Raw genomic sequence first — 19,417 nt, 5'->3', positions numbered from 1 at the left:
GGTCTCCGGGCCGCCTAAATTATTTTTAAAAATCCCTTGACTTTGACGCTGCGTCAAGTGATAGTATCCTGTTTGAGGAGGTGATTGGATGGAATACACCATTCAAGAGCTGTCGCGCCTGTCCGGGGTTACCACCCGAGCCCTGCGCTGGTATGACAAGATCGGTCTGCTGAAACCCAGCCGCAGGGCGGAAAACGGCTACCGCTGCTACGGCCCGGCGGAGGTGGACCGGCTCCAGGACATTTTGTACTACCGGGCCCTCGGGGTGGAGCTGGCCCAGGTGAAAGCATTTCTGGACAATCCCTCCTATGACCGCCTGGCCGCCCTGCGCAGCCATCTGACCGCCCTGGAGGCGGAGCTGGAGCGGGTCCAGGGACTGATTTATGCTGTAAAGGAAACCATCTTTACACAGGAAAGGAATGAGATCATGTCGGACGAAAAGAAATTTGAGGCCTTCAAGCGCCATACGGTGGAGGAAAACGAGAAGCGGTACGGCAGCGAGATTCGGGAGCAGTACGGCGACGCGGAGGTGGACGCCGCCAACGCCCAGATCATGGGTCTGACCCAGGAGCAATACCAGGAGTGGGAACGCCTGGGCAGGGAGATCCTGGACAAGCTGGCCGCCGCTGTGGCTGCCGGGGCCGCCCCCCAGGAGGAGGTGGGGGAGGAGATTACTGCCCTCCACCGCCGCTGGCTTACCATTACCGGGAACGCCTATGACGTTCAGCGCCACCGGGGTCTGGCAGAGCTGTATGTGCAGGACCAGCGGTTTACCGCCTACTACGACCAGGAGCGGCCCGGCTGCGCCCGGTTCCTCCGGGATGCGGTGCTGTTCTGGGCCAAATAACACAGCGGGAGCGCGAAAAAATTTCGCGCTCCCACTCTTTTCTGCGGAAAAAACTTGCAATCTCTCCCATACTCAGGTATGATGAAGATGTGTGTTTGAAACAGGAAGGAGAGACCCCTATGAAAGAGCTGACACCCCAGCTGATACACTCACTGAAACACTATTCCAAGGAAGATTTTATAAAGGACCTGACCTCCGGCGTGATTGTCGCTATCATCGCTCTGCCGCTGTCCATCGCCCTGGCCCTGGCCTCGGGGGTGTCCCCGGAGCAGGGCTTATACACCGCCATTGTGGCTGGCTTCCTCATCTCCGCCCTGGGCGGGAGTAAGGTACAGATTGCCGGTCCCACCGCCGCCTTTGCCACCATCGTGGCGGGAATTGTGGCGCGGAACGGCATGGACGGCCTGGCTGTGGCTACCATTTTGGCGGGGCTTATGCTGATTCTTATGGGCGTTCTGCGCATGGGCAGCATGATTAAATTCATCCCCTACACTATTACCACTGGCTTTACCGCCGGTATTGCGGTGACCATTCTAATTGGACAGCTGAAGGATTTCTTTGGCCTCACCTTCCCACGTTCCCCGGTGGAGACCATGGAGAAGGTGGAGGAGGTGATCCACACCTTCCATACGGTGAATCTGGCTGCCGTGGGGGTAGGGGTCCTGGCCTTGGCCGTTTTGATTGTGTGGCCTAAGTTTTTCAAAAAGGTCCCCGCGTCGCTCATCGCTGTCATACTTACCGCAGGAGCTGTAAAGCTGATGTCCCTGCCAGTGAATACCATCGGGGACCTGTATTCTATTTCCAGCGCCCTGCCCCGGTTCACCCTGCCCGCCATTTCCTATGGGACCGTTTCGGCGGTGCTGCCTGACGCCTTCACCATTGCGGTGCTGGCGGCCATCGAGTCTCTGCTGTCCGCCGTGGTGGCCGACGAGATGATTGGCTCCCGGCACAACTCCAACATGGAGCTGGTGGCCCAGGGGGTTGGCAACGCCGCCTCCGCCCTCTTTGGAGGCATCCCCGCCACCGGCGCCATTGCCCGGACGGCGGCCAACATCAAAAACGGGGGGAGGTCTCCCGTTGCGGGTATGGTCCACGGGGTTGTGCTTCTTCTGGTGCTGGTCCTGCTGATGCCCTATGCCGCCCTCATTCCCATGCCCTGCATTGCCGCCATTTTGTTCCAGGTGGCCTACAACATGAGCGGCTGGCGCACCGTCATCAAGGTGGTCAACCACTCCCCCAAGAGCGATGTGGCGGTGCTGGTGGTCACCTTCCTGCTCACCGTGGTCTTCGATCTGGTGGTGGCCATTGCAGTGGGTCTGTCGCTGGCCTGCCTGCTGTTTATGAAGCGGATGGCCGATGTGGCTTCTGTAAAGGAGTGGAACTATGTGGAGGATACCCAGGACGACCAGGGCCGCCTGAAAGCGGTGCCCGCCCACGTGATGGTTTATGAGTTCACCGGGCCGCTGTTCTTTGGCGCGGCGGACAAGATCCCTCACATGGAACGCAATACCGGGCGCAATGTGCTGATCCTGCGGATGCGCTCCGTGCCCGCCATGGACATTACCGCGATGAACAGCCTGCGGCGGCTCTATGAGGAGTGCCAGTCGAAGGATATCCGGGTCCTCTTCTCCCACGTCAACGAGCAGCCTATGTCGGTGTTCCGGAAGTCCGGACTGTACGACTTGGTAGGGGAGGAGAGCTTTGTCCCCAACATTGATGCCGCCCTGGACCGGGCAGCGGCATTAAAAGTGTAACGCCGCTCCATAGACAACGTCCCCCGAAGCAGTGCTCACAGGCGCTGCATCGGGGGACGTTTGTTGTTTTTATCCCCAAAAATGGAGGAATTCCCAGGTGAGAGAGGCTATCCAGAGGGCTGCTGCTGCGCTGACCAGCCCCGCCAGGAAGAAGAGGATGGCCAGGACCTGCAGCGGCAGCTTTGGGTTCCTCCGCAGTCTCCTGCCCATGCGAAAGCAGACTGCTGCCAGTCCCGCCAGACCTAGGACCATCAGAAAAAGCATAAAAGCCGCAAGCCCCAAAACAGATCATCTCCTTCTCTGAGCCCGGTATTTCAGCAACCGCACAGTTTAAACCGTTCCAATATCGGTGCGGAAGTGCATATCCTGGAAGGAGATAGGCTTTGCGGCGGAGTAGGCCTTGTCGATGGCCTCCTCCAGGGAGTTTCCCAAAGCGGTGACACCCAGTACTCGTCCGCCGGCGGTGAGGACTTCTTTCTGCTCCCCCTGCTTGGTCCCGGCGTGAAATACTGTAGCTCCCAGAGCGGCGGCCTCCTCCAGACCGGAGATGGGGTAGCCGCTCTTGTAGCTGACAGGGTAGCCGCCGGAGGCCAGCACCAGACAGCAGGCGGCCCCGTCCTTCCATCTGATGTCCACCTTGTCCAGAGTCCCGTCCACACAGGCCTGGAAAATGTCCATCAGGTCGGTCTCCAGCATGGACAGAATGGGCTGGGTCTCCGGGTCGCCGAACCGGGCGTTGTACTCCACCACTTTTGGGCCGTCCTTGGTCAGCATCAGACCAAAGTAGATGACCCCCTTGAAGGGCCGGCCCTCCGCTTTCAGGGCGGCAACGGTGGGCAGGAAGATCTCCTTCATACACCGCTGGGCGATATCAGGGGTGTACTTGGGGGAGGGGCAGAAGGCCCCCATGCCTCCGGTGTTGGGACCCTGGTTGCCGTCATAGGCCCGCTTGTGGTCCTGGCTGGACAACATAGGTACCAGGTGCTCCCCGTCGCAAAAGGCCAGCACCGTCACTTCAGGTCCCACCATGCACTCCTCAATAACCACGGTGGAGCCGCTCTCCCCGAACTTCTTATCCTCCATCATCTCCCGGGCGGCGGTTTTAGCCTCCTCCACGGTGGAGGCCACCACAACCCCCTTGCCCAGGGCCAGACCGTCGGCCTTGACCACAATGGGTGCGCCCTGCTCCTGAATATAGGCGAGGGCCTTTTCCAGGTCGGTAAAGGTCTCGTACTTGGCGGTGGGAATATGGTATTTTTTCATCAATTCCTTGGAAAATGCCTTGCTGGCCTCAATGATAGCGGCGTTGGCCCGGGGACCGAAAGCGGGGATGCCTGCCGCCTCCAGGGCGTCCACCATGCCCAGAGCCAGGGGGTCGTCGGGGGCCACCATGACAAAGTCCATGGCGTTCTCCTTGGCCCATTTCACCATGCCATCCACGTCGGTGGCCTTAATGGGTACGCAGGCAGCCACCTGAGCAATGCCCCCGTTGCCCGGGGCGCAGTAGAGCTGGGTCACCTTGGGCGACTGGGCCAGCTTCCAGCAGATAGCGTGCTCCCGCCCGCCTCCGCCAACCACTAAAACTTTCATATGTGGGACCTCCTTTTACATACGTTCCGCAGCATCGATGCGGTGACCGATTTCACTGGCCAACCGCTGCAAATCGGCAAGCTGAGCGACAGAAACGGGGAAGAGGACATAGCTGTCACTGTCGATATCGATTGCGGCCAGACACACCCCCTGGGCGGCCCACTTTTCCGCCAGGATGCCGCACCAGGCGGAAATGTCCTCATCCTCGGTAAGCCAGTCCGGGTTCAGCTCCAGTCCCAGCTTCTGGAAGCCGTGAAGGTTTTGGACAAAATAGGTAAAATCCTCCAGCTCGTCCTTCCAGTCCCGTTCACAGACCCAGCCGTGCTCCTCCAGGATATCCACCAGACCCAGCCACTGGACCAAATCCGCGTCCTCAGCGGAATCGACACCCCGCTCCTGGTACCGGTCCTGGTGTTCCGCAAACCAGCCTGCGGGGCGCTCCATACAGGCGGCAACCCCACCAAGAACGGTTTCGTCTCCGTCGGAAATCACCCGCGCAATCCCCGCCAGCGCGGGCTCGTGAGGCTCTGCGCCCTGTTTTGAAGCTGCGGCTTCTTTCTTAAAACGGTCAAAAATTCCCATGGTTTCCCCTTTTCCGTCAATGGTGGAACAGCCGCATTCCGGTGAAGGCCATCACCATGCCGAATTTGTTGGCGGTCTCAATCACCAGGTCGTCCCGGATGGAGCCACCGGGCTGGGCGATGTACTTCACGCCGGACTGGCGGGCCCGCTCCACGTTGTCACCGAAGGGGAAGAAGGCGTCGGAGCCTAGGGTGACGCCCTCCAACTGGGCGATCCACTCCGCCTTCTCCTCCCGGGTGAGGCTGTCGGCGATGAAGGCGTCAATGGCGTTGTCCCGGTCGGGGCGGCGAATGGTTTCCGGGAAGGAGAGGGTCAGCGTCTTGGGGTGCTGGCGCAGCCACCAGATATCCGCCTTGTTCCCCGCCAGACGGGTGCAGTGGATGCGGCTCTGCTGGCCGGCACCTACCCCCAGGGTCTGACCGTTTTTTACATAGCAGACCGAGTTGGACTGGGTGTATTTCAGGGTAATCAGGGCCAGGAGCATATCATTTTTTGCCCCCTGAGGCAGGTCCTTGTTTTGGGTTACGATGTTCTCCAGCATGGACTCGTCCACAGCCAGGTCGTTGTAGCCCTGTTCAAAGGTGATGCCGAAGATGCTCCGCCGCTCAATGGGGGCGGGGGAGTAGTCGGGATCGATCTTGACCACGTTGTAGCCGCCCTTGCGCTTGGTTTTCAAAATCTCCAGGGACTCCGGGGTGTAGTCCGGGGCAATGACGCCGTCGGATACCTCCAGAGCCAGGAAGCGGGCGGTGTCGCCGTCGCAGGGGTCGGACAGGGCGGCCCAGTCCCCAAAGGAGCACAGTCGGTCGGTGCCCCGGGCCCGGATGTAGGCGCAGGCAATGGGGGAGAGGTCCCCCTGGGGGGCAAAGTAGATGTTCCGCTCCACCTCGCTGAGAGGCAGACCTAGTGCAGCCCCGGCGGGGGAGACGTGCTTGAAGGAGGCGGCAGCGGGCAGTCCAGTGGCCTGTTTCAGGGCCTTTACCAGCTGCCAGGAGTTCAGCGCGTCCATGAAGTTGATATAGCCCGGCCTGCCGTTGAGCACCTCCAGGGGGAGCTGGCCCTGCTCCATAAAGATGCGGGCCGGCTTCTGGTTGGGGTTGCAGCCGTATTTCAGTTCTAATTCGGTCATGGTCTGCTCCTTTCTTTTTTCTTCCTTTCTTGTAAGAAAGGAAGCGAAAGAACTTTTTGGAAAAACTTCGTTTTTCCTCTTATTCTTCTATAGAGTCCTCGTTGATGAATGGGTAGTTGTCATCTATGAGCATTTGCAGGTATTCGTCAAAGCTGTCCGCCGCGACGACCATCTCGTCCGGGTCGTGGAGGAAGCGCAGGACCTGGCCCTTTTTGCCCTTGGCGGAGGGGGAGAAGTCGATGAACAGCTGGGAACTGCCGCCGTTGTTGCAGCAGTCGGAGAAGTGGAGCCAGTCCAGCTTGTCCAGGTCGTCACAGACCCCCTCGTCCACCGGCAGGTCGTCAAACTCCCGGGTTACGATGTAGTCGAAAAACTCTCTGGCCTGGTGGCGGGTCTCCACCATTTGCCGGGCGGACAGGAGGTAGTAGGGGTAGCCCTCATAGTCGGAGCCCAGGAAGTAGAAGAGGACCTTGTCCTTGGGGTACTCCCGGTAGTAGGTGCCGTCCGCCAGCTTCAGCAGCTCAATCAGGCTGTCCGGGGCGTCGGGGTAGAGGGCAATGAGCCGGTCCAGATCCCGCTGGTCCGCCCCCTGGACGGTGGAGGCGAAGCGGTCCCAGGCCTCCTGGCCGTCATAGCTGTAATAGGCCTCTTTCAGGCCGTCAAAGTAGGCTTTTGCCAGTTCTTTTCCAGTAGACATCACATCAATCCTCCGGTGGAGTGAAGGGCTCCGCATAAAATTTTCCGTCCTCACCCCGGGCATAGGCGGTGCCGATGGGGGCGCTGAGCAGGGGGAGAATGTCCGGGTCGTAGTTGCAGATGGTGTTCAGGTCGTAGACCCCGGTGTTTTGGGGGTCGCTGGTGTATGCCTCGTCCTCCTCGCCGGAGAAGAACCGCCAGCCGCTGTCCGGGTAGCCCTCGCTGGGTTGTTCCCGGTAGCACCAGCCCACCTTCCTGCCCAGGACGGTGATATGGTCGGTGGCGAGACAGCCGTTGGGGCCCTCCCAATCGGGGAGGTACAGCTTAAATTCCGGAGCCCACAGCTTGAATTCCTTGCTCCGGGGCGGGACGTACCACAATCCGCTGGCCCAGGCAGCCCCATCCTCCAGAAGGATGTGTATCAGCTTGGTCCACAGCTCCAGCCCCTTGTTCAGCTCGGGCAGCTTGGAGCCGTGGCGGAAGTCCCAGTACAGCTCACCACATACCAGGCTGACGGCGAAGTCAGTCCAATCCTGAAAGATCTGGGCCTGGACGATCCAGTGCTCCGCCATCTCGTCCAGCTCCTCCCGGGTGAGCAGGCCGCAGGCATAGCCGCTGCGCAGGTGGCCCACGCACTCACTGATATCCCAGGCCAGGTAGCCCTTGTGGCCCACAATGGGGTAGAACTGGGCGGAGAAGTCCCGGGCCACCTGAAAGAACTCCAGGGCGTCCTTGTTCTTCTGGCCCAATTCCTCCAGGGAGAAGGGGGGACGGCCCTCCCAGAAGCCCTCAAAGTCCAGGTAGTTGTTGTGGCAGCGGATTTCCTGGTTGCAGAAATCCAGCATGGACTCCTTGTCTGTGATGCCGAAGACCTTTTCCAGGTGCTCCCGGCAGGCCCTTTCATCCTCGGGGGCGGCGCACTTGGGCAGGGTGATGAAGTAGTTGGGGCCGGACTCACCGGGGCCGGGGATGCCGGGGGTTTTCCGCAGGGCGGCGATGCCCGACAGCAGAGCGATGAACTGGTCCCGTTCACAGGGGCGGCGGCTGTTGGTGTTCAGCTTACGAAGGTCCTGCTCCAGCGTCTGGACGGACTGGGCCAGCCCGGTGTCATAGGGGTGGAAGTCGGTCAGCCCGGGGGAGGGGACCTCCGGCGGAGCGGGGGGCTCCGGCTGAGGGTCAGCCCGGCCTTGTTTCTTGAAGCGGTCAAAGAGACCCATGGTGATACCCTTCTTTCAGTTGTGCTTATTGATGATGAGAGAGTTCCAATCGCCTGTCTCCAGGTCCTTGAGCCAGACGTATAAGGAGACCTTGTTGTCCTCGTTCAGGCTGTCCCAGATGGGGTCCGCCAGGTCGTCAGGATGGTCCAGATCACCAATTTTCACCCGCCGGGGCTCCCCCTGGAAGGAGGGGAGGGGATCGCCGTCACTCTGGTAGGTGTGGATAAAGTGGCCCGTGCCGGGAACGGGACAGTCGTACTCAAAGAAGTACCGGCAGCAGCAGGCGGGATCGCCGTCCATGCTCTTGAGGATGGACAGGTTATAGCTCCCATCCGGCTTCATCACACCGGAGATGCGGGGGGTCCAGTTGGGACCGTCCGGCTCGAACTTCCGGGTATTCAGGGCGTGGCGGTAGCAGTGGCCCTCCGCGATGGCGTCCTGGATGGTGTCGGTCTGGTCCCCGTTGGTCACCACCAGCAGGTTGTTGGGCAGCAGCCGGACGGGGTGGTAGATAATCAGAGAGGAGTCAGTCATTTTGGACTCGTCAAAGGCCCGGGTGCGGATGCCGTCCTCGGTGTTCTCAAAGACTCGGTTGCGGCTGTTCTCGCTGCGGCCCATGATGAAGTAGGCGGCCACCGCCTTGTTGTTGGAGGTGCGGCCCATGACAATACCCCGTCCGGGATAGGGATTTTCCTTCAAAATCTGAAACAAATCTTCCATATCTTAATCCTCCTCAAATGCGCGGTCGATCCACTCCCAGAGGGGACCGCTGGCGCCGCACTCCGGGCAGGTACAGGTCCCATAGAGATAGGGCAGCCGGGGCAACAGTATCTGGTCGCCCAGTTCGATGAGCAGCTTCTGGAGCCAAACGCCCTCCTCGTCCAGCTCTCCCGGGGTTACAAACTCTGGCTCCTCCTCCAGGGAGAAATCCATGCACTCCTCGTACCAATCGCACTCCGGGCACAGGGCGGGAAACTCATCCCAGGGGGCAAAGAGGTAGAGGTAATAGGCGTGTTTCTGGTCCCACAGCAGAGCCAGAGCGGAGTTGGAAAAGAACAGAGGCAGGTCCTTGGGGAGCGCCTTGATCTGATCCGTATGGTGCTCCAAGAGCTCCCGGGCCACCTGGGCCAGAGGGGCCAGACCCTCGTGGAACTCCTGGTACGCCTGGGTGTCCGGGGAGAGGGACACCTGTGACTCAGCAGCGACAGCCGGGCCGATCTGGGCGACCAGGTAGAGCTTGTCCTCCGCCTTCAGTGTCTCGCACAGCCGGGCCAGGTGGGGCAGGACGTAGGCAGTAGCGTCGTACCAGCTGAGCTGGTGGGCCAGATTTTCGGCCAGTTCGTCCATATTTTCCCGAAAATCGCCCTCTCCCGCCAGCAGACGGCGCAGTTGTTGATCTACACAGCCTCCAGCACTGCGGATGGCGCTCCAGATAGGGTCATTTAAGTCAATCATACAATCACACGTCCTCCTATGATTTGTACAGTGCGCCCTTCCACCTTCAAATTGTCCCGGCACAGCAGGTCCACCGCCTTCGGAAGAAGTTCCCACTCGCATTCCTCCATGACCCGGCGCTGGAGGCTCTCTGGGGTGTCCCAGGGCAGGACGTCGATGGCCTTTTGCAGCACGATGGGACCACCGTCGGGCTCAGCGGTGACCAGGTGGACAGTAGCGCCGGTGACCTTGACGCCGTAGGCCAGGGCCTGTTCATGGACGTGGAGTCCGTAAGCGCCCTTGCCGCAGAAGGAGGGGATCAAGGCGGGGTGGACGTTGAGGATTTTGTTGGAGTAGGCCTGGACGATTTCATCGGTGAGGATGACCATGAACCCGGCCAGCACCACCACGTCCGCGCCCATCTCCTGGAGGAGGCTCACCAGGGCGTGGGTGTAGGCTTGACTGGAGTCCCAATTCTTTCTGGGCAGGATGTAGCCAGGAATATTTGCCTGTTTGGCACGCTCCAGGGCGTAGGCGTCCGGATTGGAGGAAACCACCATACCGATTTCCCCGCAGAGGAATTCTCCCCGGGCCTGGGCGTCGATGAGGGCCTGTAGATTGGTCCCGCCCCCGGACACTAAAACAGCGATGTTTTTCATTCGATGATCTCCGCAGGTGGTGGGTTGATGGCAACGCCATAATCACCCTTGGCCACAATGCCGATGACGCTGGCGTTCTCCCCGGCGGCCCGGAGGATGTCCAGGGCCTGCTGTTCCTGCTCCGCCGGGACGGCCAGCACCATGCCGACGCCCATGTTAAAGGTGTTGTACATATCCCGCTCCGGGATGTTTCCCGTCTTCTGAATCAGCTCAAAGATGGGCAGGCGGGGCAGCTCCTTCTCCCAGAGGGCGGCGGACAGGCCCTCGGGGAGCATTCTGGGGATGTTCTCATAGAAGCCGCCGCCAGTGATGTGGCTGGCCCCGTGGAGGTCCACGCCGCCATCGATAAGGGCCAGGACGGACTTGACATAGATTCTGGTGGGGGCCAGCAGAGCCTCGCCCAGGGATTTTCCCTCCAGCTCCTCCATGGGGGAGGTGAGGTCAGCGTGTTCGATGTCAAAGACCTTGCGCACCAGAGAGAAGCCGTTGGAGTGGCCCCCGGAGGAGGCCAAACCGATAAGGGAGTCGCCCTTTTGGATTTTGGCGCTGTCGATGATCTTTTCCCGGTCCACGATGCCCACGGTGAAGCCGGCCAGGTCGTAGTCCTCGGGGGCCATAACCCCGGGGTGCTCGGCCGTCTCGCCGCCGATGAGGGCGCAGCCCGCCTGGACGCAGCCCTCGGCCACGCCGGAGACGATAGTGGCCACTTTTTCCGGCTTATTCTTGCCGATGGCGATGTAGTCCAGGAAGAACAGGGGTTTCGCACCGCAGCAGATCACGTCGTTGACGCACATAGCCACGCAGTCGATGCCGATGGTGTCGTGCCGGTCCAGCAGCTGGGCCAGGCGGATTTTGGTGCCCACGCCGTCGGTGCCCGAGACCAGCACCGGCTCCTTCATCCCGGTCAGGTCGGGGGCGAACAGGCCGCCGAAGCCGCCAATGCCGCTGACCACGCCGGGGATCATGGTGCGGGCCACATGTTTCTTCATCAGCTGTACGCCCTTGTAACCGGCCTCAATGTCCACGCCGGCGGCGGCGTAGGAGGCGGAATGAGAGTTTTCCATGGGGGGAAGACCTCCAATCATTGAAAATATTGGAAATTGTGTATGCAGGGCAGGACGACCACGGCCCGCCGCCATAAAGGGAAATACCTGTGTCAAACGGCGTGCCGGACCGTCACGCCCTACAGTAAGGGATTATTCTTTCCCGTTCCAGCAGTAGGTACATACCTTGTCCCGGTCGATGCCGATGGCCTCCAGGAGGCCGTCCAGGGACTGGTAGCCCAGGGAGTCAAAGCCGAAGCGCTCACAGATGGTCTTGAGCATACACTGGCCCCGATGAGAGGTGGGGTCGGCGTACTCCTCCAGGTGCTTCTGGCCCTCGTCTCCCTCCAGCTCCTGGATGGTGCGCCGGGCGAGAAGGTCCATGTCCGAGTTGCCCCGGGAGAAGTTCAGGTACTTACAGCTGTACATGATGGGGGGGCAGGCGGAGCGCATATGGACCTCCCGGGCCCCGGATTCGTAGAGAAATTCCACCGTCTCCCGCAGCTGGGTGCCCCGGACAATGGAGTCGTCTACGAAGAGCAGCTTCTTGTCCTGAATCAGCTCCGGGACAGGAATCTGCTTCATCTTGGCCACCTGGTTGCGCACCTCCTGGTTTTCCGGCATAAAGGACCGAGGCCAGGTGGGGGTGTATTTGATAAAGGGACGGGCGAAGGGGATGCCGCTCTCATTGGCGTAGCCGATGGCGTGGGGCAGGCCGGAGTCGGGGACACCGGCAACATAGTCCACCTGGGGCAGGGTGTCCCGGCTGCCCTCGTCCCGGGCCATGACCGCCCCGTTTTTGTAGCGCATGACCTCCACATTGATGCCTTCATAGTTGGAGTTGGGGTAGCCATAGTAGCTCCAGAGGAAGGCACAAATTTTCATCTCTTCCCCGGCGGGGGAGAGGACCTGGAAGCCGTCAGCGGTAATGCGGACGATCTCCCGGGGGCCTAGCTCGTAGGCGTTTTCGTAGCCCAGCTTGTGGTAGGCGAAGGACTCGAAGGAGACGCAGTGCCCCTGATCGTTTTTGCCGATGAGGACGGGCAGACGGCCAACCCGGTCCCGAGCGGCAATGATCTCCCCCTGGCCGGTGAGAATGAGCAGGGTGAGGGAGCCGTCAACGGCCTGTTGGGCGTGGAGGATGCCGGAGACCAGGTCACCCTTCTGGTTGATAAGGGCGGCGGCCAGCTCGGTGGAGTTGACCTTGCCGGAGCTCATGGCCATAAACTGGTGGCCGTGGTCGGAGAAGTACCGCTCCACCAGCTCCTCGGCGTTGTTGATGATGCCCACCGTGGTGATGGCGTACAGCCCCAGGTGGGAGCGCACCAGCAGGGGCTGGGGGTCGGTGTCGCTGATGCAGCCGATGCCGGAGGTGCCGTGGAAGGAGGAGAGGTCCTTCTCAAACTTGGTGCGGAAGGGAGTATTCTCGATGGAGTGAATCTGCCGCTGGAAGCCGTCCCTGGCGTCGTGGATAATCATACCGCCCCGGCGGGTCCCCAGATGGGAGTGGTAGTCCACTCCGAAGAAAATGTCAAGCGTCACGTCCCGCTGGGAGACGGCGCCGAAAAAACCACCCATGTGGTACCTCCTTATTTTTTATGTCTGCGCCAAAAAAGCCAGACTGCCCCACCAATTACAGCCGCGGCCAGCAACAGCATAAGGGCAGCCCCCACGGGGTCGCCCCCGACGAGAGTGGCCGTGGGGCCGTCCTGCCCGCCGATGATACCAAAATCCATCCCTTATTTCCCTATGAGGCGGCGGCTCATCTCCTGATAGGCCCCCTCCACGTTGCCCAGGTCCCGGCGGAAGCGGTCCTTGTCCAGCTTCTCTCCGGTCTTGGCGTCCCAGAAGCGGCAGGTGTCGGGGGAGATCTCGTCGGCCAGGATGATGGTGCCGTCGGCGGTCTTGCCAAACTCCAGCTTGAAGTCCACCAGAGTGACGCCGCACTCGGCCAGAGTCTTTTTCAGGAAGTCGTTGACCTGGAAGGCGTACTTCTTAATGAGCTCGATTTCCTCCCAGGTGGCCAGCTTCAGGGCCACGGCGTGGTAGTCGTTGATGAGGGGGTCATGGAGGTCGTCGTCCTTGTAGGAGAACTCCACCGTGGGGGCGTCAAAGACGATGCCCTCCTCCACGCCGTACCGCTTGGCGAAGGAGCCGGCGGAGATGTTGCGGATGATGACCTCCAGGGGGACGATGGTCACCTTCTTCACGGCGGTCTCCCGCTGGCTCAGCTCCTCCACAAAGTGGGTGGGCACACCGGCCTTCTCCAGCTGCTGCATGAGGAAGTTGGTCATCTGGTTGTTGATGGCCCCCTTGCCCACGATGGTGCCCTTCTTGGTTCCGTCAAAGGCGGTGGCGTCGTCCTTGTAGTCCACAATGACCACGTTGGGGTCCTCGGTGGAAAAGACCTTCTTGGCCTTGCCCTCGTAGAGCTGTTCCAGTTTCTTCATGGCAAATACATCCTTTCAAATGATTAAAATGTTGTTGTATTGTGGTATCCAAGACAGATGCCGCTGCTGCCGCCCCTGGGGTCCCAGTAGGTGGTGAGCTCTCCCCAGAGATAGGCGCGGCTGTCGGTGTGCAGGCGGTGCTGGGTGAGGACCGGCCCGCAGTGCTGTTCCAGCCACCGGTCACACAGCTGTTTGTTTCTCTGTCCGGCCTCTGGCGACCAGCCCGGCTCCCCTTTAGGGGCGTCCCGGGGCAGGTGGGGGTAGAGGTCGACCATGGACAGCTGTCCGTCTGGCGTAAAGCACAGGTCGATGAGAAAGGGCTTGTCTCCGGCAAAGACCCTGTCACATAGATAAAACCAGGTGTAGCCGGTGGAGGGCCGCCAGCTGCGCCAGATTTGCTCACAGGGAAAGCCAGCCTGAAATTCCTCCAGGGTCAGCTCCGGCCCCAGCGTAAGCCGGCTCATGCGCAGGGAGACAGTCCCTCTCTCCAGGTCGATCATGCGTGCAGCTCCGCCTGAAGCTTGGCCTCCTTTGCGGCGATCTGCTTCGCCATTTCCTCCCGGGCCTGGTCCAGCCTGGCGGCCAGAGCGTCGTCGGATACGGCCAGGATCTGGGCGGCCAGCACGGCGGCGTTCTTGGCCCCGTTGATGGCCACAGTGGCTACGGGGATGCCGCTGGGCATTTGGACGGTGGCCAGCAGAGCGTCCAGACCGTCCATAGCCCCCCCCTTCATGGGGATGCCAATGACGGGCAGGGTGGAATTGCCGGCAAAGGCTCCGGCCAGATGGGCAGCCATACCGGCGGCGCAGATGAGCACGCCGAAGCCGTTGGCCCGGGCGTTTTTGGCAAACTCTGCGGCGGCGGCGGGGGTGCGGTGGGCGCTGAGGATGTGGGCCTCGTAGGGGATGCCGAACTCATCCAGCTGCTTGCAGGCCCCCTGGACCACCGGCCAGTCGCTGTCAGAACCCATAATCACGGCCACTTTTTTCATAAGAGCACTCCTTTATTAAAATAATAAGCTTAGGGGACGGTTCCATCCTCGCCCTGCCGGAGGGAAAGGGGCGAGAAAAAGTTTCAGGCTATCTGAGGGTCCAGACAGCCTGATAGATGATTAGGGGATGATTTTGGGCAGATTGGGGCCGTCGTACTCCTGAAATCGGAAGCCGGAACAGTGGAGCATAGTGTGGACCCCTTTCTGGTAATTCAGCTCCCATTTTATAGGAAAGGCCGGCGTGTTGCAAGAGGAAAACGCATTTTTGTAGGCTTGTACAAGAAAGGAGCGGAAAGGAGCTGAAAAAGTTGTCTAAAGAAGGCCCGCAGTGGTGAGGATGCGCTCCGCCGTCAGGCTTCTGCAGGGCCAGGCGGCCTCAGCGGCGCGGTCCATCCGCCGTTGGGAGACAAAATGGGGCGCTTCCTCCATAGCGTGCGCACACAGGGTGACAAACTCCTCCAGCTCGTGGGCGGCGTAGACCACATCCGGGAAGGTCTCCACCTGGTCGGGCCACAGCATAGACACCACCGGCTTTCCTGTGGCGAAGTACTCGTACAGCCGGGGAGAGACCACCTCGTCAAAGGGCTGCTCGGTACGCTGGAGGTCCAGCAGCACCTGGCAGCGATACAGCCAGTCGGCCACCTCGGCGGCGGGGCAGGGGCCGGGCAGATACACGTTGGACAGCTTGTTCAGCGGGCGCAGGAAGGGATTTCCCTTCTCTACCGCCCCCAGCAGCAGAAAGCCCCAGTCGGGCCGGGTCTGGGCGGCATACAGTACCGGCGACAGGTCCAGGTCGGCCCAGATGGTGCCCGCCCAGCCAAGAATGGGGGCGGTGACCCCCGGCATGGGGTCGAAGCGGTGGATATTCGGGTCGAAGAGGGGCAGATTGATGCCGTTGGGCAGCAGAGCGATGTTGGCGCTGCAGGGGGACAGCCGGTCGGCCAGCAGGGGGGAGGCAGCAAAGACCACATCTGCCGCTTGGGCCAGACTGCCCTCCCAGGCGGGCGGTGGGCCGTCCCAGGCGCGGTCGCAGTCGTAGACCAGGGCGCTGTACTCCAACTGATCCAGCAGGTGGATGTGCCGGGGATGGGTTGTCCACAGCAGGGGCTCAGAGAAGCGGCGACGGTCGGCAGTGTTTCGAATGAACCGGCCTATTTTGTTCCAGGCCATCTGGAACAGCAGGTGGTGCCGCTCCGGAATGGGGAAGGGGATGGGGGGCAGAGTAAAGGCGGTTACATTGGGGCGGACCTGGGCTCCCCGCTGTCGAAACGATCTGTCCTTGGGACTTTGGGCAGGGGAGAAGTATAAAATATGAATATCCCGCATACGGGAGAGCAATTGTTGTGTGCGGCTTGGAAGCCGGGTGGACCAGGGCTCATTCGCCAGACAGAGGATTTGCTTCAAGGAAATGGACCTCCGAAAAAATAGTGTTGACTTGTGGAAAAATTCCTCTATTATTATAGTATAGATTTCAGGAGGGGTCAAGGCGTATCTCCTAGGGCGCGCCCTCCAAAAATTTCCGGAGGGAAGGCTTTCATGTTAGACGGATTGCTTCAATTGGACGGTCAGCTGCTGGTGGCAATCCAGGGGCTGCACCAGTCCTGGCTGGACCCTGTTGTAAGTGTTTATACCAAGCTGGGGGACGCGGGTCTTTTGTGGATTGTCCTGTCTGTCCTCATGCTGGCATACCGGCCGACCCGAAAGGCAGGGGCGCTGGCGCTGTGCGCCATGGGGTTGGGGCTGCTGGTGACCAATATGACCATTAAGCCCCTGGTGGAGCGGGCCCGGCCCTGGCTGGACTGGCCCATTGTTCCTCTGGTGACCGAGCGGGACCCCCACTCCTTCCCCTCGGGCCACACCTGCGCCGCCTTTGCCGCTGGAATGATCTGGCTGCGGGCGCTGCCCTGGAAATGGGGGAGGAACGCCGCCCCGGTGCTGGCGGTGTGTATGGGGCTGTCCCGGCTGTACGTGGGGGTCCACTACCCCACCGATGTGCTGGCGGGGGCGGTCATTGGAAGTCTGTGCGCCTGGCTGGTCTGGCAGATATATTGTGCCGGGTTTGTTCTGAAGTTATATGAACTTCGCCGGGGCGGTCGCTCTGGGCCGGGCGGCAATAAGTAGCGAGACCTCAACTGTATGTCACGCACCGGTGTGTGTGAAATATAAAATGAAGGAAGAGAGAACAATGTGGAAGAATGTTGGCTATTACAATGGGAAAATGGGTCCCTTGGAGGAGATGGAGGTGCCCATGGGGGATCGGGCCCTCTACTTCGGCGATGGCATCTACGAGGCCACCTGTGCGGCCAACCGCATCCCCTTCGCCATTGACGACCACCTGGACCGGATGTACAACAGCCTGCGGCTGCTGGAGATTCCCTTCCAGATGGAGCGGGAGCAGGTGAAGGGGGAGCTGCAAAAGGTGCTGGACGCGGCGGAAGAGGCCCCGATCCATTTCCTCTACTGGCAGATCACCCGGGGCAACGGCCCCCGCAACCACGTATTCCCCCAGGGGGTGGAGCCCTCGCTGATGATCTTTGTCAAGCCCCACACCATGAAGCCCATGGACATCCCCTATAAGCTGATCTCCATGGAGGACAACCGCTTTAAGCTGTGCAACATTAAGACCCTGAACCTGATCCCCAGCGTGCTGGCCAACCAGCGGGCGGCGGAGGCGGGCTGTGACGAGGCGGTGCTTCACCGGGGCAGTCGGGTCACCGAGTGCGCCCACAGCAACATCTCCATTCTGAAGGACGGCGTCCTGCGCACCGCCCCCACCGATGAGCTGATTCTCCCCGGCATCACCCGCAAGCACCTGCTGGCTCTGGCCAAGGAGCACGGCATTCCCACACTGGAGCTGCCCTTCTCCATGGTGGAGCTGATGAACGCGGACGAGGCCATTGTCACCAGCTCCAGCGCCCTGTGTATGCGGGTGGAGTCCATCGACGGCATCCCCGTGGGCGGGAAGGATCCCCAGCGGCTGAAGCTGCTCCAGGACGCCTATCTGGCCAAATTCCAGCGCGAGACGGCCAAATAATTCAACCATTTGCCGGACGCCCTGACTGGGGGGTCCGGTATTTTTACAGTTTCCGTACAGGCATTGGATATTTTTTGGCCGTTTTCCGGAAAAACGGGCATAAAAGAGAAAATTTACAAGATGCGGGACAAAATGGAAAAATGGGCTTTCGCTTTTGTGAAAAATTTGATATAATGTATTAACGAGTATACTGGAGCATCTATGGATGTTCCATTCCTTTCCACCGCCGGAAGAGCGGATGGAAACTGCGGTCCCAAGAAAAAGTGTGTGCGGGCAGCCGTACCGCTTAAGGAGTGGCAACATGGAAAGAATATTGATTATTGACGACAGTATGACCCAAGCCGATGTGCTGAAATCCATATTGGCAGGGGAGCATGACGTTACGGTGACCCACAGCGCGGAGGAGGGCCTGCGGCTGGTCAGGAGGGGGGATTTTTCCCTGATCCTGCTGGACGTGGTCATGCCGGAGATGGACGGTTTTTCTTTGCTGAAGAAACTGCGGGAGGAGGTCCTGACCCGGAATACACCGGTCATCCTGATTACCAGTCTGTCAGACCTGGAGAGCGAGGAGCGGGGGCTGGCCCTGGGGGCGGTGGACTATATCAGAAAGCCCTTCCGGGACGCCATCATCCGGGCCCGGGTGAACACCCATATCAAGCTGTATCAGTACCGGCTTCAGGTGGAGCGGATGGCCATGGTGGACCAGCTGACTGGCGTGGCCAACCGGCGGCGGTATGATTTGTGCTGCCGCACTAAGTGGCAGGATGCCATTCGGCTGGGGGTTCCCATCTCCCTGTGCATGTTCGACATTGACAAGTTTAAGGTCTACAATGATACCTTCGGCCACCCCGCTGGAGATAAGGTCATTCTGGAGGTGGCCCAAACGGTCAACGGAATGCTCCGGCGCAACACCGACTTCTTTGCCCGCTATGGCGGGGAGGAGTTTGTAGCGATCCTGCTGGGCAACGACTCCTTCTCCGCCTATAAGCACTTGAAGGATGTGTGTAAGGCGGTGGAGGCGCGGCACATTCCCCACAATCCAGAGGTATCCCCCTGGGTCACCATCAGCGTGGGTGGGGTCACTATCATTCCCCAAAACAGTGATTCCTATGATACTTACCTGCAAATCGCGGATACCATGCTGTATGACGCCAAACGGTTTGGACGCAATCAAGTGGTCTGGTCCAACGAACATATGGAACAGCTGCGGGAGAAGTCCGGCGCTGGTGTCTGATGAAATCTGAAAACCGGAGGGGCCCTATGGGACTGTTTCAAATTTTTAAGGGTTTTGGCAAGAGCGCCAAGGAGCGCAGGGCGGAGGAATCCCGGCGCAGGGCCCAGCAGGAGGATTTGGAGATTTACTCCGGGATGCGGGTGGAGGTGTCCTCCGAGGACGGCCGCATTTTCCTCACCGCCCAGCTGTTAGAGCTGCGGGGAGACCGGGCCCAGCTCCAATCTGAGAGCGATGGCAACCTGCTGGCCGGCACCGAGGGGCCCGTGCCGGTGATCCTCCGGGGCTACAGCAGCCTGGAGAACAAGGCAGTGCTGCTGGAGGGGACCATCCGCACCGAGCCCAACGGACTGTGGCAGGCGGAGAATTTGGTGCTGGTCAAGCGGAGCAACGACCGCGCCTTTTTCCGGGTTGACACCAATATCGACGCAGGAATGACCGCCATGGGCAGCTTCAGCGATAAGGAGGAACCCTGTAAGATTTTGAACCTCAGTGTGGGCGGCGTATGTGTGGGCTCCAAGGAGCGGCACAACGTGGGGGACAAGTTTATCCTCCAGACCAAGCTGCTGCAGGAGCTGGAGTCCTCCCTGATCTTCTGCCAGATTCTGCGCATTTTAGAGCGCAAACACGACTATTTCGAGTATGGCTGTCAGTTCCTCCGCCTGAACTCATCGGATGAGGAGCGCATTTTACAGATCATCTTCGATTTGCAGCGCAAACAGCGATAATCAAAAGACACGCCCGAGGGCGTGTCTTTTTG

The 19,417-nt window shown here is 60.3% G+C and carries 19 protein-coding genes and 1 pseudogene; 6 read left to right on the top strand and 14 right to left on the bottom strand.

The features are described from left to right. Positions 1 to 88 precede the first annotated feature (88 nt). Together D1646_RS01250 and D1646_RS01245 are read left to right on the top strand one after the other, a co-directional pair. Positions 89 to 847, top strand: coding sequence for a MerR family transcriptional regulator (locus tag D1646_RS01250; RefSeq protein WP_160634679.1), 759 nt, complete (start codon positions 89 to 91; stop codon positions 845 to 847). A 119-nt stretch (positions 848 to 966) separates the two neighbouring features. Next, on the top strand, positions 967 to 2,601 hold the full coding sequence (locus tag D1646_RS01245) for a SulP family inorganic anion transporter (RefSeq protein WP_160634678.1): 1,635 nt from the start codon (positions 967 to 969) through the stop codon (positions 2,599 to 2,601). Between the two features lie 330 nt (positions 2,602 to 2,931). Here the strand turns inward: D1646_RS01245 and purD are convergent, their stop codons facing one another. From purD to D1646_RS01175, 14 genes and pseudogenes are all read right to left on the bottom strand, one after another. Then, complete coding sequence (gene purD / locus D1646_RS01240; protein ID WP_160634677.1) at positions 2,932 to 4,191, bottom strand: phosphoribosylamine--glycine ligase; 1,260 nt, start codon at positions 4,189 to 4,191, stop codon at positions 2,932 to 2,934. Between the two features lie 15 nt (positions 4,192 to 4,206). Next, complete coding sequence (locus D1646_RS01235; protein WP_160634676.1) at positions 4,207 to 4,773, bottom strand: DUF6630 family protein; 567 nt, start codon at positions 4,771 to 4,773, stop codon at positions 4,207 to 4,209. Positions 4,774 to 4,789: 16 nt separating this feature from the next. Continuing rightward, positions 4,790 to 5,911, bottom strand: a pseudogene (locus D1646_RS01230) (phosphoribosylaminoimidazolecarboxamide formyltransferase); the annotation flags it as partial. Positions 5,912 to 5,981: 70 nt separating this feature from the next. Then, positions 5,982 to 6,599 carry an SMI1/KNR4 family protein gene (locus D1646_RS01225; RefSeq protein WP_160634674.1) on the bottom strand — a complete coding sequence of 206 codons (618 nt, stop codon included), beginning with the start codon at positions 6,597 to 6,599 and terminating at the stop codon, positions 5,982 to 5,984. Between the two features lie 4 nt (positions 6,600 to 6,603). Further along, positions 6,604 to 7,815 (bottom strand): DUF2185 domain-containing protein, encoded by a 1,212-nt coding sequence (locus D1646_RS22925; RefSeq protein WP_160634673.1) that lies wholly within the window; start codon positions 7,813 to 7,815, stop codon positions 6,604 to 6,606. Between the two features lie 15 nt (positions 7,816 to 7,830). Further along, the gene (locus tag D1646_RS01215; RefSeq protein WP_160634672.1) at positions 7,831 to 8,535 is read right to left on the bottom strand and encodes an IMP cyclohydrolase; all 705 of its coding nucleotides are present in this window, start codon (positions 8,533 to 8,535) and stop codon (positions 7,831 to 7,833) included. A 3-nt stretch (positions 8,536 to 8,538) separates the two neighbouring features. Then, a complete protein-coding gene (locus D1646_RS01210) occupies positions 8,539 to 9,270 on the bottom strand; it encodes a hypothetical protein (protein WP_160634671.1) in 732 nt (243 codons plus the stop codon). Beyond that, complete coding sequence (gene purN, locus D1646_RS01205) at positions 9,267 to 9,908, bottom strand: phosphoribosylglycinamide formyltransferase (RefSeq protein ID WP_160634670.1); 642 nt, start codon at positions 9,906 to 9,908, stop codon at positions 9,267 to 9,269. The genes D1646_RS01210 and purN overlap by 4 nt, the downstream gene beginning before the upstream one ends. Then, positions 9,905 to 10,972: a phosphoribosylformylglycinamidine cyclo-ligase gene (purM, locus tag D1646_RS01200; RefSeq protein ID WP_160634669.1), complete on the bottom strand. Its 1,068-nt coding sequence runs from the start codon at positions 10,970 to 10,972 to the stop codon at positions 9,905 to 9,907. Before purM ends, purN begins: the two co-directional genes overlap by 4 nt. Before the next feature lie 132 nt (positions 10,973 to 11,104). Beyond that, complete coding sequence (locus D1646_RS01195; protein WP_160634668.1) at positions 11,105 to 12,529, bottom strand: amidophosphoribosyltransferase; 1,425 nt, start codon at positions 12,527 to 12,529, stop codon at positions 11,105 to 11,107. A 161-nt stretch (positions 12,530 to 12,690) separates the two neighbouring features. Further along, positions 12,691 to 13,401: a phosphoribosylaminoimidazolesuccinocarboxamide synthase gene (gene purC, locus D1646_RS01190; protein ID WP_160634667.1), complete on the bottom strand. Its 711-nt coding sequence runs from the start codon at positions 13,399 to 13,401 to the stop codon at positions 12,691 to 12,693. A gap of 23 nt (positions 13,402 to 13,424) precedes the next feature. Further along, positions 13,425 to 13,901 (bottom strand): hypothetical protein, encoded by a 477-nt coding sequence (locus D1646_RS01185; protein WP_160634666.1) that lies wholly within the window; start codon positions 13,899 to 13,901, stop codon positions 13,425 to 13,427. Beyond that, entirely contained in the window at positions 13,898 to 14,392 is a 495-nt protein-coding gene (purE, locus tag D1646_RS01180) for a 5-(carboxyamino)imidazole ribonucleotide mutase (protein ID WP_160634665.1), read from the bottom strand. Before purE ends, D1646_RS01185 begins: the two co-directional genes overlap by 4 nt. Positions 14,393 to 14,704: 312 nt before the next feature. Then, positions 14,705 to 15,796 (bottom strand): hypothetical protein, encoded by a 1,092-nt coding sequence (locus tag D1646_RS01175; RefSeq protein ID WP_201754503.1) that lies wholly within the window; start codon positions 15,794 to 15,796, stop codon positions 14,705 to 14,707. A 132-nt stretch (positions 15,797 to 15,928) separates the two neighbouring features. Here D1646_RS01175 and D1646_RS01170 point away from each other — a divergent pair, with 132 nt between their 5' ends. The 4 genes from D1646_RS01170 to D1646_RS01155 all read left to right on the top strand — a co-directional run bounded on the left by D1646_RS01170 (position 15,929) and on the right by D1646_RS01155 (position 19,385). Continuing rightward, positions 15,929 to 16,513, top strand: coding sequence for a phosphatase PAP2 family protein (locus D1646_RS01170; RefSeq protein ID WP_160634664.1), 585 nt, complete (start codon positions 15,929 to 15,931; stop codon positions 16,511 to 16,513). Between the two features lie 64 nt (positions 16,514 to 16,577). Further along, positions 16,578 to 17,426, top strand: coding sequence for an aminotransferase class IV (locus D1646_RS01165; RefSeq protein WP_160634663.1), 849 nt, complete (start codon positions 16,578 to 16,580; stop codon positions 17,424 to 17,426). Positions 17,427 to 17,727: 301 nt separating this feature from the next. Continuing rightward, positions 17,728 to 18,660: a diguanylate cyclase gene (locus tag D1646_RS01160; RefSeq protein ID WP_160634662.1), complete on the top strand. Its 933-nt coding sequence runs from the start codon at positions 17,728 to 17,730 to the stop codon at positions 18,658 to 18,660. A gap of 26 nt (positions 18,661 to 18,686) precedes the next feature. Continuing rightward, complete coding sequence (locus D1646_RS01155; RefSeq protein ID WP_160634661.1) at positions 18,687 to 19,385, top strand: PilZ domain-containing protein; 699 nt, start codon at positions 18,687 to 18,689, stop codon at positions 19,383 to 19,385. Positions 19,386 to 19,417: the final 32 nt, after the last annotated feature.

Origin of the sequence: Pseudoflavonifractor sp. 60 (genome assembly GCF_009911645.1) — a bacterium.
Taxonomy (GTDB): domain Bacteria; phylum Bacillota; class Clostridia; order Oscillospirales; family Oscillospiraceae; genus Lawsonibacter.
Note: the sequence above shows the minus strand (reverse complement) of the source record. Positions and strands in the feature narration are given on the sequence as shown.